This is a genomic window from Bacillus sp. EA-CB0995 (assembly GCF_055814245.1).
The window spans coordinates 2,609,663-2,624,955 of the sequence record NZ_CP169269.1 but is presented as its reverse complement, the minus strand read 5'-3'; the positions used below and the strand labels follow the sequence as shown (position 1 = coordinate 2,624,955).

Here is a 15,293-nt window from a genome sequence, read left to right as displayed (position 1 = left end):
TTACTGAAAAAATAATCATAGACTGGAAAAGCTTTTTAATTATAAATACGAACATTTTTTATAGGTAAATTTACACATTCTACAGAAATTTGATACCCTAGCCAACATTGAGCGATATATTCAAATGATGAAACAGAACCTGTTGTAAAAAAGCGATGCTTAGAATTAAGATGCTCAGATAAAATACCTTGATGTTGTAAAATAGTACTTAACTCTATTGCTGTTTCTTCTGCTGAACTAATAATAGAAACATCTTTCCCTAGTTCTTTTATTATATATGATTCTAAAAGTGGATAATGGGTACAACCAAGAATTAAGGTATCTATGTCTTCTTTATTTAATGAAGATAAAGCTTGTTTAACTTGCTGTTCTACATATACTGTATCATCTAATCGATTTTCTACTACTGTAGCTAAAGTTGGACAGGCAAGACTATGTACTTCTAAATTTGTATGAAGTTCCTGTAAAGCTTTTGCATACATATTAGAATTTATGGTACCTATAGTCCCAATTACTCCAATCTTGCCTTTCTTTGTTACTTTAATTGCCGCTCTTGCTCCTGGATGTATAACTCCAATAACCGGAATAGGAAGTGATTCTTTCAATGAGGACAATGCAGCAGCCGCACCAGTATTATAAGCCACAACAAGAGCTTTTAATGGGAATTGTTTGAGGAATTCAACCATTTCAAATGTAAAAGATTTAACTTCTTCTACACTTCTTGGCCCATAAGGACAACGCTTATTATCACCAATATAGTAAATACTCTCTTTTGGCAATTGTCGCATAATTTCTTCGACAACTGTTAATCCTCCAACTCCTGAGTCAAGTACACCTATTACGGAATTTTCATTAGCTAAATTCATATATTTCATCCCTTTCTTAATCTTTTGTCTTATGTTGATAAGGATATTATATTATGGGATTTTAAAAATTTCATAATATAATATCCTTATTTGGAGTATTTTATCTGAACTTCCTAATAAATAAAAATATTATTACCTATGTATATGGCTATGTAATAAATTCTTTTTTCGTTTTTGAGAGGAATGTGTTTCTTAACTTGATAGCGATGTGGTACTACCCCTGTATTTCTAGAATTAATTATATTAAATTACATCCAAACCTCATATAATTTTCATGTTATTCCATTTACAACCATAGATATAAGAGTGGTGAAACAATGAAACGATTCTTTTCATTCTTCATCCGTTCCCATCAAGTGGGAACTTGTCCGCATTGCGGTCATTTAACGTGGTGGGATTCTGACACTTGTGATAACTGTGGCCGAGAGTTTAAGTAAGGAGAGAGGGTGGGAGGTAATACAAATAAAAAAACTGATTATTCGTAGAATTATTTTTAAAAAGGGGGCTTTATGTAAAAGCTGGTCTATCAGTCTAGGCAGTAAAGCAATGACGAGTAGTGCAACTACAAAATAAGGGGTCTGTGTAGCAATAGAACTGGATCACGCAATAAACATTAGCGGACATTGCTTAGAGTAGCATTGGTGAATTATTAACTTGACAAACTTATATAAAGGAGAAGAAAAAATGGCAGATGATTTGATCATTGAAAGCGGTACAACCCTAGCATTAAATGACGCGCCTATTGATAAGATTCAAAGCGCGTTTCAACGCATCCCTGTCGAGACTTTCAAGGACCTTGTTACTGCGGGATATATCAGTTCAGATGAATCGCTCAAACGATTGCTGAGCTCCGCTAAAGAAGCGACAAAGTTTGCTCTAAGTAACAGGGATGTCCAACGATTAAGGGTTGAAGGGACGACGCGCCTCGATCTTGGACGCTATAGTAATTTTTCAATATCGTCGATAAGCACTTCCTCTAGGGAGCAGTCTTCATTCTGGAAGGTCTTCCGGGCTATCGATCCTCACGAAGCCGTCAAAATCGATATTAATGCCAAAATTAGCGACTATATCTTTGATTTCAACAAAGTAATTTTTTCATATTTATTCAAGAATATTATTATAGAACCCAATGCTATATTAGAAATCCGCAATCCGACTAATACATTACGCTGCAATGAGCTTCTCATTCGGAAAACGGGCCGTCTCGTCCTGAAGAAAAGTGGCGTGCATATTCGCGCCTTCTCGATTCAAGGTGAGCAATAAACAAAAAAAGCTAAAACGACATGGAGGGGGATATAAGCATGATAAATATTATCGCAAATGGCATTAATGGCACGAGTGCCCCGAATGGATTGGATGGCCCAACACCTGCCCAAGGGTTGCCTGGACAGGATGCAGATTGCGGCTTTTGGGACGATAACGAACCAACTCGTGGTCAAGATGGAAGCCGGGGAGGGGATGCTCCCGATGCACCTGCTGGAGCAGCAGGCGGCCAAGGCGGGGCAGTCACGATTGAGGTCGATGAGTATCGTGGTGGAATCGAGGCGAGTTGCCGCGGCGGCAATGGTGGTAATGGCGGCAATGGAGGAAATGGTGGCCGGGGCGGTAATGGTGGAGACGGTGGTTGGGGTGGCGATTGTGAAGCCAATGCTTACGGCGGGCGTGGTGGGGATGGAGGAAATGGTGGCCAGGGCGGTAATGGCGGAAACGGCGGCAAAGGCGGTTCATTTATTCTGTACTTTAAAGTTGATACAAGCGGTGGCAATCCACCTATCTGGGATGTCAGTGGTGGGATCGGTGGAATTGGCGGCTTCGGCGGTTTGCCAGGCCAACCCGGCGCATCCGGCGCCACTGGCAAAGGCAAAAGCTCCAGCTACAGTCATTCCGATTATGATCCAGGGAATCCTCCTCCCCCGGCAAACTTCGGATTGCAAGGCCATCCGGGAGGTACAGGCCTTCCGGGTATAGGAGGTATCGGTGAGTTTAGGAAAATCTAATATTTGTTTAAAAAGCAAAGGGTACAAAGTTCTCACTCCTACCCTTGCTTTAATTGGTTATGGTGCTAAAAATCTATCAAACTTGGACATGCTGATACTATGACTCTAAAAAAGGGGTGTCATCGGTATGAAAACGAAAAATTTGTTCAAGTGGAAACATTATCAGTCTGAAATTATCCTTCTTACAGTGAGATGGTACCTACGGTACAATCTGAGTTTTCGTGATTTGGTGGAAATGATGGAAGAGCGTGGTGTACCCATCGTCCACACTACCATTATGCGTCTGAGTTAGACAAACGAATTCGTCGTCACCTCAAGCAAACAAATGACTCCTGGAGAGTTGATGAAACATATATAAAAGTTAAAGGTCAATGGATGTATCTGTACCGAGCTGTCGATTCGAAAGGAAATACGATTGATTTTTATCTAAGCCAAACAAGAGACCACAAGGCTGCAAAGCGCTTTTTCAAGAAAGCTTTGCGGTCTTTTCATGTTTCTAAACCTCGTGTTGTGACCGTTGATAAAAATCCAGCTTATCCTATCGCTATCCAAGAGTTAAAAGAAAAAAGCAGATGCCTGAAGGCATCCAACTAAGGCAAGTGAAATATCTCAATAACATAGTGGAACAAGATCATCGGTTTATTAAAAAGCGAGTTCGTTCGATGTTAGGATTGAAATCCTTTCGCACAGCTACATCCATTATTTCTGGAATAGAAGCTATGCATATGGTAAAAAAAGAGCAACTTGTTTTACTGGACAAGTCTGTCCAAGATCAAGTGAAGTTCATCCATCAACTATTTGGAATTGCTACCTAAGAATAGATTCCACTAGGAAACTTTTCGCCTCTTTATATCTTTCCTAAGTATTTGCACCAGAACCATAAAAAACACATTCACCCTAAAATTATTTTAAATATTAATTATTATTTTAATTAATTAAAAATATTGACAATTCATATCTGCTTAGTATAGTATTAGTCTAAATTAAATATGAATTTATACATTCTTATCAAGAGAGGTGGAGGGACAGGCCCTTTGATACCTCGGCAACAGGTTCTTTCTATAAGAAAACTGTGCCAATTCCTGCAGGTTTTATGAGCTTGAGAGATAAGAAGAGATTACAGACTAAAAAACTCTTCTTATGTTTAAATAAGAAGAGTTTTTTATTGGAGGAATTGTATGGATAGGATTACAAAACTTTGGCAGTACATCGTAGACAATTCAGATCAAGTTATGATATTAACATGGGAACACTTTCAGCTTGTTGGACTTTCTTTATTTATCGCTATCGCCATCGGGGTGCCGATTGGAATTTTCCTTACAACAAATGAAGAGCTGGCAGAATCTGTTCTTCAAATAGCTAATATTATTATGACCATCCCAAGTATTGCGTTATTTGGTCTTATGATGCCACTTTTATCAATCATTAATCAAGGAATCGGCTTTTTACCGGCTATTATTGCATTAGTCCTCTACTCACAGCTTCCTATTATTCGCAATACATACGTAGCCATCAAGAACATCGATCCACACATTCGTGATGCTGCGATTGGAATCGGCATGAATAAATGGGAACGACTACGAATGGTCGAAATTCCAAATGCCCTTCCTATTATTTTAGCTGGTGTTCGAACAGCCGTCGTTTTAAATATCGGAATTGGAGCCATTTCAGCTTTTGTTGGAGCTGGAGGATTAGGAGTCTTAATTAATCAGGGGATTGCTCGAACACACCCTGAGATGATTTTAACCGGTGCATTATTCATTTCTATTCTCGCACTAATTGCAGACAGTTCTCTAGGCTTATTACAGAGAAGATTAACACCTATGAATTTACGAAATAAATAACCATCATCATTTGGAGGTGTACAGTTTGATAGAGTTTAAGGGTGTGTCAAAAACGTATGATTCAGACGTAACAGCCATTCATGATATTAACTTGACTGTTCCTGAGGGGAAAATCGTCGTCTTACTTGGACCATCAGGATGTGGAAAGACCACATTATTAAGAATGGTTAATCGTCTTGTTCCTCTTTCAAATGGGAAGATTTTTATCAACGGAAAAGAAATTCATTCGTTTAATGAAATTGAGCTTCGTCGCAATATTGGATACGTGATTCAGCATAACGGATTGTTCCCTAATATGACTATTGAACAAAATATTACAGTTATTCCTGATTTATTAGGATGGGACAAAAAAGAAAACAAGCCCGATATACGGAATTGATGGAACTCATTGGTTTGAATCCCGAGGAGTACCGAAAACGTTATCCTTACGAATTATCAGGCGGACAGCAACAACGTATCGGAATTGCAAGAGCAATGGCTGTAAACCCACCCGTTATGTTAATGGATGAACCATTTAGCGCACTAGATCCCATTATAAGAGCTCGTTTACAAGATGAATTCTTAAAAATTCAAAAACAAGTTCAAAAAACTATTTTATTTGTGAGCCACGATTTAGATGAAGCCATAAAATTAGGAGATTACATTGCAATTTTAAAGGAGGGAGAATTAGTACAATATGGCACTCCAGCACAATTGCTGGAATCACCTAAGAATGACTTTGTAGCCAACTTTTTAGGGAAAGATCGAACATTAAAACAGCTTAGTCTATATACGGTAAGTGATTTAGCGAAAGCCGGATACCTTCAAGAAACAAGACATCTTTCAGCAGATTTAACAGTTTCAATACATACAGATTTAAGAGAAACTTTATCACGTATGTTGAGCGCAAAATATGAGCAAGTTCTTGTTATAGGAGACAACAATCAGCCTATTGGAATTATACAAAGCACAGACATTAAACAATTTTTACAGCACATTTCAAATGATTCAACAGGAAAGGAACGTAAACATGAAAAAAAGCGATTCTTTTCTAATCTTTTCAAGTGGATTTGTACTCCCTTAGTTATCAGTTTTTTGGGTTGGGCTTATTACAATGGCTATTTTCAGCTTATTGTAGATTATCCGGATGAGTTTCTTGTGCTGCTTACTCAACATTTACAGCTTGTAGGATTGTCTTCTTTGCTTGCTATTTTGATATCTGTTCCAATTGGGATTTTCATAACGAGAGAAAAGTTTCGTAGACTGGAGTGGGTATTTTTAAACATGGCGAACATTGGTCAGACTGTGCCGAGCATTGCCTTTTTGGCCCTTATTATGCTCGCTCTAGGAATCGGCCTTTACTCTGCTGTCATTGCCCTATTCGTGTATTCCATTTTACCGATTTTACGTAATACGGTCGAAGGAATTAAAGTAATTGATCCTCACTTATTAGATTCAGCAAAAGGAATAGGCTTAACATCAAATCAAATTTTATTTCGTATTGAGATTCCAAACGCCCTTCCTATTATCATGGCAGGAATACGCACAGCAGTCGTTCTCAATATTGGAAGCGCCGCGTTAGCTTATTTAATTGGCGGTGGTGGTTTAGGTGATTATATTTTTACTGGGATCGAGATGGTTGATCATACATATCTTCTATCAGGCGCTGTTCCTGTTACAGTCATGGCGGTTATCGCTGATTACGTCCTACGTTTTATTGAGAAATTCATTGTCTCAAAAGGCTTGCGTCAATCAAGATCTACAGCTCTTTAAAAAAATTAACAACCTGGAGGAAATACATTATGAAGAAATTTATTCACTTAGCACTTATTTTTATCCTTACCTTATCTGTCCTTGCTGCATGCGGTAAAAATGAAAAAGCATCAGGAGATGGCAAAAAAGATTTGGATGACACGATTGTAGTCGGTACAAAATATCATACAGAATCTTACATTCTATCTAAAATTACAGCTCTTTACTTACAAGATAAAGGATATAAAGTAGAAGAAGCCGGGCAAATGGGTGGACAACTTTCTCGTAAAGCCCTTGAAAATGACCAAATTGATATTTATTGGGATTATACAGGCACGGCATTAGTAAACTACTTAAAGCAAAAACCCATTTCTGATCCGAAAAAAGCTTACGATAAATTAGCAAAAATGGACAAGGAAAAAAATGATATCATTTGGTTAAAACCTGCAGCCTTTAATAACACATTTTCTCTATTATTAAAAGAAGAGAAAGCAAAAAAAATGGGCATTGAATCAATTAGTGACTTAGCTAATTATTTAAATAAAAATCCTGGTTCTTTAACATTCGCTTCTAACGCAGAATTCACCGGCCGCCCTGATGATGGATTAAAAGCCGTAGAAAAAGCATACGGTTTTGAGTTTGGCGCTAAAAACGTAAAGAAAATGGAAACGGGTTTACCAATTCAAGCGTTAAATGATGGCGAAGTAGATGTAGCTGTTGCCTATTCAACAGATGGAAGAATTAAAGCTTATAATCTTAAAAGCTTAAAAGACGATAAGGTATTCTTCCCCGCTTATAACGGGGTTGTGACAACGCGTCCCGATGTACTAAAACAACATCCAAAACTTGAGGAAGAACTAGAGCCAATTGTTGATAAAATTGATGATCCAACGATTACAGACTTAAACTATCAAGTCGATTTTGAAAAGAAGAGTGTAGACGAAGTAGCAAAAAATTGGCTTGTTCAAAATGGATTTATTAAATCTAAATAACACGTTTATTATATATCAAGGGAGCAGCTATTTAAGTTGCTCCCTTGATATATTAAAGACCTAATCCAATTGAAATTTGATTTGTATACGATGTATAAGCTACAAGTTGATTCAGTTCCACTATTTGCTGCGGGCTATATCCCAACTGCTTTATAGCTTCTATATCATCTTTCTCCACTTTTACTGGTTTGGAAATCAACTTCTCTGCATAACGTAAAATGCTTTTCATTTCATCACTAAAATCTGCTGTTTCATATTGATCCAATTTGTTTAAAATTTCATTATCCCCTGTTATTTCTTGCAAAAGTAAGCTATGACTCTTTGTGCAATATTCACAACCATTTCGTAAAGAGACAAACGTAATCACCATTTCTCTCAATTCGTCGGAAAATGAAGCACTTTTAACAGCTTTTTGAAGTGGAACGAATGCCTTTAGAAGTTCAGGACTGTTGGCTAATAAACGTGTAAATACATCAACAGGATGTTTTAATTCGTTATAAATCTCTTGTTCTTTCATTTCTGCTTGCTTTACCGGATTAATCCAAGGCATTTTTTTCTTCCCCTCTACTAAAAAAATCTAAATATTCCTATTACTAATATAAAGCAAAAACTAAGGGTTCTGGTGCAAAAAGATAATGAAAAGTAAAAAGAATGATTCATTCCTAACGGAATGACTGTTTATGCGGTAAGACCAAAGAGAATATTAATCAGTTGTATCTGCTTTTGAACAGACTTTTCCCCATGGAAAGTGTGTCCTTTTCTAATCATATGCATAGCTTCTATTCCAGCAAGTGTTTTGGTTGCTGTGTGAAAGGATTGAAATCCTAGCATATATCGGACCCGTTTTTTGATAAATCGATGGTCTTGTTCGACAATGTTGTTTAGATATTTCATCTGTCGTAACTTGATTCCCGCGGGTAGGTCTCCTGCTTTATGTGATTGTTTCACGGCTTTTGGATAGGCTGGTTTTTTATCAACTGTGAGGACACGAGGTTTTGAGGTATGACAAGAAGCTAAGGCCTTTTTGAAGAAACGTTTAGCTGATTTCGCTTTTCTATTTTTTCTTAAATAAAAATCAACGGTGTTTCCTCCGGAATCCACAGCACGATACAAGTACATCCATTTTCCTTTCACTTTGATATATGTTTCATCGACACGCCAGGAATCATTTGTTTTCTTCAAATGACGACGAACGCGTTTATCTAGCTCCGATCCATATCGATGAACCCAACGCATAATCGTTGTATGAGAAATGGATAAACCACGCTCCTCCATCATTTCTACCAAATCTCGATAACTTAAACTGTACCGGAGGTACCATCTAACTGCTAATAGAATAATCTCTGGCTCATAATGCTTCCATTTAAAATCCACTGGTTTTTTCATCGTCGTACACGTCCTTTATTTATGAATATTTTCAGTGTACACAATGACAGTATTTTTTGCACCAGAACCCTTTTAGGCCTTACCATACATACCCATCAAGCTAAGAAATCAAGTCGCCCCTATTTATACAAAAGTTAATAAAACTAGGTATTCTATTTAAATTTTCTTAATGGGGTACAGCCACATGCCCATCAAGCTAAGATTTTGAAGTATCCCCAAAACGAAAAAATGAACTAAATTTATCTCAAAAACTATGTCCCTGATACGTACATTTATGAATCATAGTAAATTGGAGTAAAATAATTTTACCAACAAATGTTATAGATAAATATGGTAAAATACACATAGAGCAACAGCTCAAAAAGTAAAATGGTGATTCAAATTGAAAAAGTACTCATTTGGGTGCTTTTTTCTCTGTCTTACATATACAAAAGGGGATTTCATCATGAATATTATCGACTTAGAACTAGTACGAAAGCGAAAAATAAAGGAAAATAAAATGATTACAATACCAATTATTGAACGGGTCTTTGAAGTAAATGGAGAAATTCAGTTTGAAGTAACTGGTGAAAAAGAAATTCCTATTGCTTGGCTAGAAAGGGAATAGATATTTCTGTCCTTTAAATAAACAAGAACCTGTAGTATTCCTACAAGGGGTACTGACGGTAAAACGCGGATTTTATACGCCCAGGATATGTAGGATTTCATGCAGGCTACGAGAACGGTTTGAACTGCAAAATGCTGTTATGACAGAGTTGTATGAAATCATGCATACAGTGGAGGGAACAGAAGGCTGGCAAACTCTTGGTATGAATGGATTTCTGGGATTTGGTTACTGCTGATAATGATACGTTATGTCAACTTTACATGAATATCCTATTCATCCAAATTTGCACAAAGTTGTCCTTACTGATGGTACAATTAGAGCGATGGAGGGATATTATGGGAGATATTATTTTTTATGGAAAACTGTTTCTTATATTCGGCACTGCAATATTCTTATTCTTCAAGTCTGATTCACCAAAAATTAAGGCTAAAAATCTATCATTCATTATGGTGGGTTTAGGAGTGAATCTACTCACATTTCCAATGGCTTTTTTTATAGGTGGGATGGCAACAGCCCCTCCAGATAGTACTGAACTTGATTTTTGGGGAGGATTTCTCTTTATTCAGGGAATACCGCTTCTCATACTACTTGTGGCTTTTTTGAGATTTATCCGCAAGAGCAAAGAAAAAATCAATACATAGAATTTTAAAATGACTTCCGCTAACGCATGTTATATTAACTAAATTAGCTTAAGATTAAATCATTGGAGGAAAAAGTATGAAAAATAAAATACCTCTAATAACATTCATTTTAGCTGCTTTATTTGTAGCTGGAGGTTTTGCATTCTTCTACTGGATCAAAACATTTCCATTCAACTAAAGAAACCTAACTACCAATAACAGGAATTACGTGAACATGAATACCCTCCAAGTTGCTTGCTGGAGGGTATTTTTGTAGACTCCTAGATACATTGAATTCTAATAATTAGACGTTATGTAAATTAGAAATGAATAGTATATACAACGCTCTAAACAAGAAAAGATGTCTAATTTAGACATCTTTTTATTTAGATACTAGATTATCAAGTTTCCAACAGGTATCTAATGGATCAATCTTACTGTCCATATATAAATACATATTATTCAAATCTTTTGGTGGATTTTCCATCATAAATGAAACTTCAAAAGTTAAAGCGTAGCCAACCGGGACATTTTTAAATTTATCTTCGTTTATAGGCATAGGTTGACCTTCATATTTTTTTCCCGTCTTTTCATCTTTAACAAAATACTTTATTTCTGAAAGATCAATTGTTTTTTCATCGTCTCGAACATTATTAATCGTAACACGAGTTGTAATGTTCCCCATTTTATCTACTTTTTTATAATTTGCGTTTTCAACTGTCGCTCTGTAAGATCCACCTTTTGCAAATTCTCCATATAGTAGTATAATTTTTTCCATTCTTTTTTCTTCAGATATTTCTTTCGATTTCTTTGGTTGACTACAAGCTGCCATTAAGCTTGTAAGTATAAATACTGTACATGTTATTTTTATTAAAGATTTCATAGGGCTCCCTTTCTATATCTAAAAAATCAAAACATAAGGATAATTTTACATTAAAAGGTAAGAAAAGGGTGATTTTTTTAGAGAATTTGTTTTTATTCCTAGAATGAGACGTTATGTTAACTTTATATGAATATCCTATTCATCCAAATTTACACAAAATTGTCCTTGCTAATGGTACAATTAGGATAACGGAGGAATATTATGGGATATCTTAGTCAGCTTTATGTAATACTGTATTTTATAATCGGCATTGTAATATTCTCATTTTTCAATTCTGATTCACCAAAAACTAAGGATAAAAATCTAACATTCATAATGGTCAGTTTAGGGGTAAATCTATTCACAATTCCAGTGGCTTTATTTATAGGTGTGATGGCAACAGACTCTCCATATAGTACTGAACTTGATTTTTGGGGAGGGTTTCTCTTTATTCAGGCAATACCGCTCCTTATATTAATAATAGGAATCTTAAAATGGCTTATTGACAGAGGAAAAAATAAATGAGCTTATAAATAGAATTGCTTTATAATTTGTATAGTTGCACAAAATCGAGAAATTTAAGGAGACGGATAAATTTTATGAGAAAATTATCCATATTACTTACTTTAAGTCTAGTATTTGTCAGTGTTATGGCTGCTTGCACACAAGATAAAAAAGATAGTGCAGTTGAAAATGTTTCAATAGAAGAACCAACTGCAAAAAATGAAAATAAAGAATTAGTAAATTTTGAAGAAAAAGAAACTATGAGCCGCTTGGAACAAGGTATTTTATTAGTTGGTGAGGGGATTAAGGGAGGCTATTACTTGACCACCGTTCAAAGTGCATATTTAAATGATAGCAACGATTCTATCGTTGTTAATGTCTCTGTAAAAAATGTACGAGGTCAAATGATTGGACTATCAGAATTAAAATATACCTTAAAAGATGAAAAAGACGGTAAGGCGTATGAAGGAAAGGTGCTTGACCAAAACCCTTCTCCTTATGATATACAAGTTAAACCAAATGAAACGGTAGAATTGAAAATAGCTTTTGAAGTACCAGGTACCGCAGATGAATATATGTTTTATATTGAAAGCTCTTTAGACCCTCTAGAAACACACTGGAAAATTGATAAGCTGCAATCACCAAAAAACTAAGTCTAAATATAATTTGGTAGAAGTGTTCTTTAATATGAATATATTCGAAAAGTAAACAATGCTAACTCCAAGCGAGCGGTTAACTTTTTGGACAAACATAATTTACTTCCGCTAACGATAATTATGTAAATGAGCTGTCCATATGGGCAGCTTATTGTATTTTTTGCTTAGCGTGGTATTTTTCCAAAATGATGGCGATACCCCATCGCTATCAAGTTAAGAAATTCGTTATTTCCTAAAACAACAAATAAACTAGATTCCCATAGACAACTAAGAAGAGATAAAATTTTTGTTTTGGGGATATTTAATTTCGCTAGGTTGATGGGCATGTATAGTGACCCCTATTAGATTATATAGAAAAGAGTTCAAATAATTTACTTGCAAAAAAATAAAAAAAGAGTAGTGCATAAAGTCACTACTCTTTTTTACCCACTTATTTGTGGGTGTAAGTGCTAGCTAATCGTGTGGGGACAAATTCCCTTCAACCAATATCTCATAAGAGCATTTATGGAACGAAAGGACTGAACGATTCGGGGACAATGTAGAAAATCCCTACTTGGAGATATATAAAGGGGCAGGATAGTTCAATAAAACCCGTCCTGTTTCGCTTCTCTGGTCTACAACTTGGATAAGTACTCATCTATGTTAACCAAAATGAATATCTATTATTGAGACTATATTAACTAAGGGGGAATCTTCATGGGATACTTTGTTACTGTAGAGTCAGGTGTGAATTTATATGTAGAAGATATTAACCCGGGAGGAAATAAGACCATCGTATTTTTACATGGCTGGCCGTTAAGCCATAAACAGTTTGAATATCAGTTTAATGTTCTTCCTGCTAGGGGCTATCGCTGTATTGGTATAGACTGGAGGGGCTTTGGCAATTCGGATAAACCAATGAGCGGCTATACTTTTAACAGACTTGCAGATGATATCCGCACAGTAGTTGGTACACTTCAAATAAACAATTTTACTCTTGTGGGTCACTCTACCGGTGGGGCTATCGCAATTCGATATATGTCCCGTCACAATGGTTTTGGGGTATCAAAGCTTGTTCTTATTGATGCGGCCGCTCCAACTGGATTTACCGCAGAAACTGCTAATAACTACCTTAAAGAAACCTTAAATGATCGGCCTAAAATGATGCAGGACGTAACAGACGGCTTTTTCTTTCAGTATATAACCAAACCATTTTCGGACTGGTTTTTGCAAATGGGATTACAAGCGGCAAGTTGGTCGACAGCTGCTATTATAATTACATTAAGAGATGAGAAGCTGCATACGGATCTCCCAAAAATTACTGTCCCTACTTTAATCGTTCACGGCATTCATGACAAAGTTATTCCATTTGCACAAGCTCAAGAACTAAATGAAAAGATAAGAAATTCACAGCTTGTTCCGTTTCAATATAGTGGTCATGGCCTTTTCTGGGAAGAACGTGACAAGTTTAACCAACTATTGACACAATTTATTTAGTTAAAACTTTGACCTAAATTCAAATAAATGGAGAACGAAAGCGTAATAATCGAGTACACTTTACGGACAGTAAAATATTTGCTGCAATTATTAGAGGTACAGCCGAGATACGTGTAAAAACAGGTCATGGTCTTACTTTTATTTCCAAATACGACCTATTGAGCTTATAGGCCTCATCATACATATCCATCAACTTAAGAAAAATAAACGCCCCATCGCCATCAAGTTAAAAAACTAATTATCCCCCAAAACGAAAAAAACGAGCTGAATTCACATAAATAACTGTAGAGAGATAAAAATTCCGTTATGGGGGTACTTTAAGATCTTAGCTTGATGGGCATGTAGCGATACCCCTTGAACAAATCCTATCTCTCTAGCTAATTGCTCCAAATCATATGGTGACATATATCGTTGCAACTCTTTAGAAAACAATTCTAGTTCATCAAAATTCGATAAGTTCATACCAAAAACGCCATCCTTTCCTATGATTCTACAGAAAGAATAGCGTATTTTTTCATTTTAAGGTGGATTTTGTTATGTTAGCTTGATAGGCATATGGCGAGACTCCTAAATAGAATTTTTACTCAACTATTGATAAAGTTTCTCTTGGCAGGTTTATCCATATATGTATAGAAATATAAATAGAAATATAAAAAAGTAAATTTAAATCTGACCAAAGGAGATGAAGAAATTGTTTAAAAAAGGCGGTATAGGAGTACTTTCTACAGCAATTGTATTAAGTGCCAGTATAGGTTTTTCAGGTATTGTATCAGCAGATAGTCCATCTGCAAATGAACAAGTTAGGAATGGAGACTTTGAGGATGGGCTAAATAACTGGATTTTATCTAATCCTAACTCTTCTACCGAGAATATCGGCACTTCTGAAACAGGCAATCATTATCTGAAATTAATACATGCAGACACAGCCTATCAGCTTGTTACGGTAAAGCCGAATACAGAATATACATTAACATTTGATATAGCGGGAAGTATAGTTTCTCCATCAGAAGTAACAGTAGGTAATCTGAATGCCAATCAAGAAATAGTTCCATTAACAAAGAAGCAGTATACAGGATTTAAGCCAGAACATCATGAGATGAAGTTTAAAACAGGGGAAGATGTGTCAAACTTTGCTGTCAAACTTGCTTCTACAGCAAATGGGAGGGTTAAATTTGATAATGTACAATTAAAGGAAAAGGAGAAATCTTATATTATAAATATGGATTTTGACCACAATTCAAGTTTAGAACCTCTTAAACCATATGGCGATATAAATTCCAATATTGAAGATCATGCAGGAGTAAATAATTCTAAAGGACTTCATTTAAGTGGAGGATACGCTGCACTTATGGGGGAAGTAACTTTGAAGCCTAATACTACATACATCATGTCCGCATTTGGAAAAGTAACGACTCCTGGTAAAAGCTTATTTGTAGGAGCACTGTCTCCTGGGGGAAAGACACACCTTATATGGAGTTTACTTCCTCACAGTATGAACAAAAATCGGTTGAATTTACTACTCTAAATACTAATAATCCATATACATTCTTCTTACAAATTAATGGAAGTGTAATCGGTGATGCCTATCTTGATGATATCGTACTAGTTGAAAAGTAAGCAAAATAAACAATATATTTCTATCATTGACACATGAAAACAATTCTAGAAATGAGCCGCCATATGCCTTTCGACTTGAGACTTTGAAATGTATCCAAAACGAAGTTTGTTCTTTCTACATGTATTTATGAGAAG

Annotated in this window: 16 protein-coding genes, 2 pseudogenes and 1 riboswitch; of the genes and pseudogenes, 13 read left to right on the top strand and 5 right to left on the bottom strand. The window is 35.9% G+C overall.

The window, feature by feature from the left end; all coding sequences use genetic code 11:
• Window positions 1-35 precede the first annotated feature (35 nt).
• Window positions 36-866 (bottom strand): glutamate racemase, encoded by an 831-nt coding sequence (gene racE / locus ACEWFJ_RS13655; RefSeq protein ID WP_473688918.1) that lies wholly within the window; start codon window positions 864-866, stop codon window positions 36-38.
• A 684-nt stretch (window positions 867-1,550) separates the two neighbouring features.
• Here racE and ACEWFJ_RS13650 point away from each other — a divergent pair.
• The 7 genes and pseudogenes from ACEWFJ_RS13650 to ACEWFJ_RS13620 all read left to right on the top strand — a co-directional run bounded on the left by ACEWFJ_RS13650 (window position 1,551) and on the right by ACEWFJ_RS13620 (window position 7,430).
• Window positions 1,551-2,129 (top strand): hypothetical protein, encoded by a 579-nt coding sequence (locus tag ACEWFJ_RS13650; protein WP_473688917.1) that lies wholly within the window; start codon window positions 1,551-1,553, stop codon window positions 2,127-2,129.
• An 84-nt stretch (window positions 2,130-2,213) separates the two neighbouring features.
• Window positions 2,214-2,834 (top strand): hypothetical protein, encoded by a 621-nt coding sequence (locus ACEWFJ_RS13645; protein ID WP_473688916.1) that lies wholly within the window; start codon window positions 2,214-2,216, stop codon window positions 2,832-2,834.
• A 156-nt stretch (window positions 2,835-2,990) separates the two neighbouring features.
• Window positions 2,991-3,678 (top strand): annotated as a pseudogene (locus ACEWFJ_RS13640) (IS6 family transposase).
• Between the two features lie 187 nt (window positions 3,679-3,865).
• Window positions 3,866-3,976, top strand: a riboswitch (SAM riboswitch).
• A gap of 65 nt (window positions 3,977-4,041) precedes the next feature.
• The gene (locus ACEWFJ_RS13635) at window positions 4,042-4,707 is read left to right on the top strand and encodes an ABC transporter permease (protein WP_473688915.1); all 666 of its coding nucleotides are present in this window, start codon (window positions 4,042-4,044) and stop codon (window positions 4,705-4,707) included.
• A gap of 25 nt (window positions 4,708-4,732) precedes the next feature.
• A complete protein-coding gene (locus ACEWFJ_RS13630) occupies window positions 4,733-5,086 on the top strand; it encodes an ATP-binding cassette domain-containing protein (RefSeq protein WP_473688914.1) in 354 nt (117 codons plus the stop codon).
• Entirely contained in the window at window positions 5,047-6,459 is a 1,413-nt protein-coding gene (locus ACEWFJ_RS13625; RefSeq protein ID WP_473688913.1) for an ABC transporter permease subunit, read from the top strand. The genes ACEWFJ_RS13630 and ACEWFJ_RS13625 overlap by 40 nt, the downstream gene beginning before the upstream one ends.
• A gap of 29 nt (window positions 6,460-6,488) precedes the next feature.
• A complete protein-coding gene (locus ACEWFJ_RS13620) occupies window positions 6,489-7,430 on the top strand; it encodes an ABC transporter substrate-binding protein (protein ID WP_473688912.1) in 942 nt (313 codons plus the stop codon).
• Window positions 7,431-7,482: 52 nt separating this feature from the next.
• Here ACEWFJ_RS13620 and ACEWFJ_RS13615 read toward each other — a convergent pair whose 3' ends face one another.
• Together ACEWFJ_RS13615 and ACEWFJ_RS13610 are read right to left on the bottom strand one after the other, a co-directional pair.
• Window positions 7,483-7,980, bottom strand: coding sequence for a carboxymuconolactone decarboxylase family protein (locus tag ACEWFJ_RS13615; RefSeq protein ID WP_473688911.1), 498 nt, complete (start codon window positions 7,978-7,980; stop codon window positions 7,483-7,485).
• A gap of 128 nt (window positions 7,981-8,108) precedes the next feature.
• Window positions 8,109-8,816, bottom strand: coding sequence for an IS6 family transposase (locus tag ACEWFJ_RS13610; RefSeq protein WP_473688910.1), 708 nt, complete (start codon window positions 8,814-8,816; stop codon window positions 8,109-8,111).
• 445 nt (window positions 8,817-9,261) lie between these two features.
• Here ACEWFJ_RS13610 and ACEWFJ_RS13605 point away from each other — a divergent pair, with 445 nt between their 5' ends.
• Both ACEWFJ_RS13605 and ACEWFJ_RS13600 read left to right on the top strand, forming a co-directional pair.
• Window positions 9,262-9,423 (top strand): hypothetical protein, encoded by a 162-nt coding sequence (locus tag ACEWFJ_RS13605; protein ID WP_097795902.1) that lies wholly within the window; start codon window positions 9,262-9,264, stop codon window positions 9,421-9,423.
• Between the two features lie 305 nt (window positions 9,424-9,728).
• On the top strand, window positions 9,729-10,064 hold the full coding sequence (locus tag ACEWFJ_RS13600; protein WP_473688909.1) for a hypothetical protein: 336 nt from the start codon (window positions 9,729-9,731) through the stop codon (window positions 10,062-10,064).
• Window positions 10,065-10,425: 361 nt separating this feature from the next.
• On the opposite strand, the gene ACEWFJ_RS13595 is transcribed toward ACEWFJ_RS13600, so the two are convergent.
• Complete coding sequence (locus tag ACEWFJ_RS13595; protein ID WP_473688908.1) at window positions 10,426-10,926, bottom strand: hypothetical protein; 501 nt, start codon at window positions 10,924-10,926, stop codon at window positions 10,426-10,428.
• 201 nt (window positions 10,927-11,127) lie between these two features.
• Here ACEWFJ_RS13595 and ACEWFJ_RS13590 point away from each other — a divergent pair, with 201 nt between their 5' ends.
• Together ACEWFJ_RS13590 and ACEWFJ_RS13585 are read left to right on the top strand one after the other, a co-directional pair.
• Window positions 11,128-11,430, top strand: a complete 303-nt coding sequence (locus ACEWFJ_RS13590) for a hypothetical protein (protein ID WP_473688907.1) — start codon at window positions 11,128-11,130, stop codon at window positions 11,428-11,430.
• Window positions 11,431-11,504: 74 nt separating this feature from the next.
• Entirely contained in the window at window positions 11,505-12,062 is a 558-nt protein-coding gene (locus tag ACEWFJ_RS13585; protein ID WP_473688906.1) for a DUF4352 domain-containing protein, read from the top strand.
• 167 nt (window positions 12,063-12,229) lie between these two features.
• On the opposite strand, the gene ACEWFJ_RS13580 is transcribed toward ACEWFJ_RS13585, so the two are convergent.
• A complete protein-coding gene (locus ACEWFJ_RS13580; RefSeq protein ID WP_473688905.1) occupies window positions 12,230-12,391 on the bottom strand; it encodes a hypothetical protein in 162 nt (53 codons plus the stop codon).
• A gap of 370 nt (window positions 12,392-12,761) precedes the next feature.
• Between ACEWFJ_RS13580 and ACEWFJ_RS13575 the strand changes: the two genes are divergently transcribed.
• Window positions 12,762-13,541, top strand: a complete 780-nt coding sequence (locus tag ACEWFJ_RS13575) for an alpha/beta fold hydrolase (RefSeq protein ID WP_473688904.1) — start codon at window positions 12,762-12,764, stop codon at window positions 13,539-13,541.
• A 691-nt stretch (window positions 13,542-14,232) separates the two neighbouring features.
• Window positions 14,233-15,158: pseudogene (locus ACEWFJ_RS13570) on the top strand (carbohydrate binding domain-containing protein).
• Window positions 15,159-15,293 lie beyond the last annotated feature (135 nt).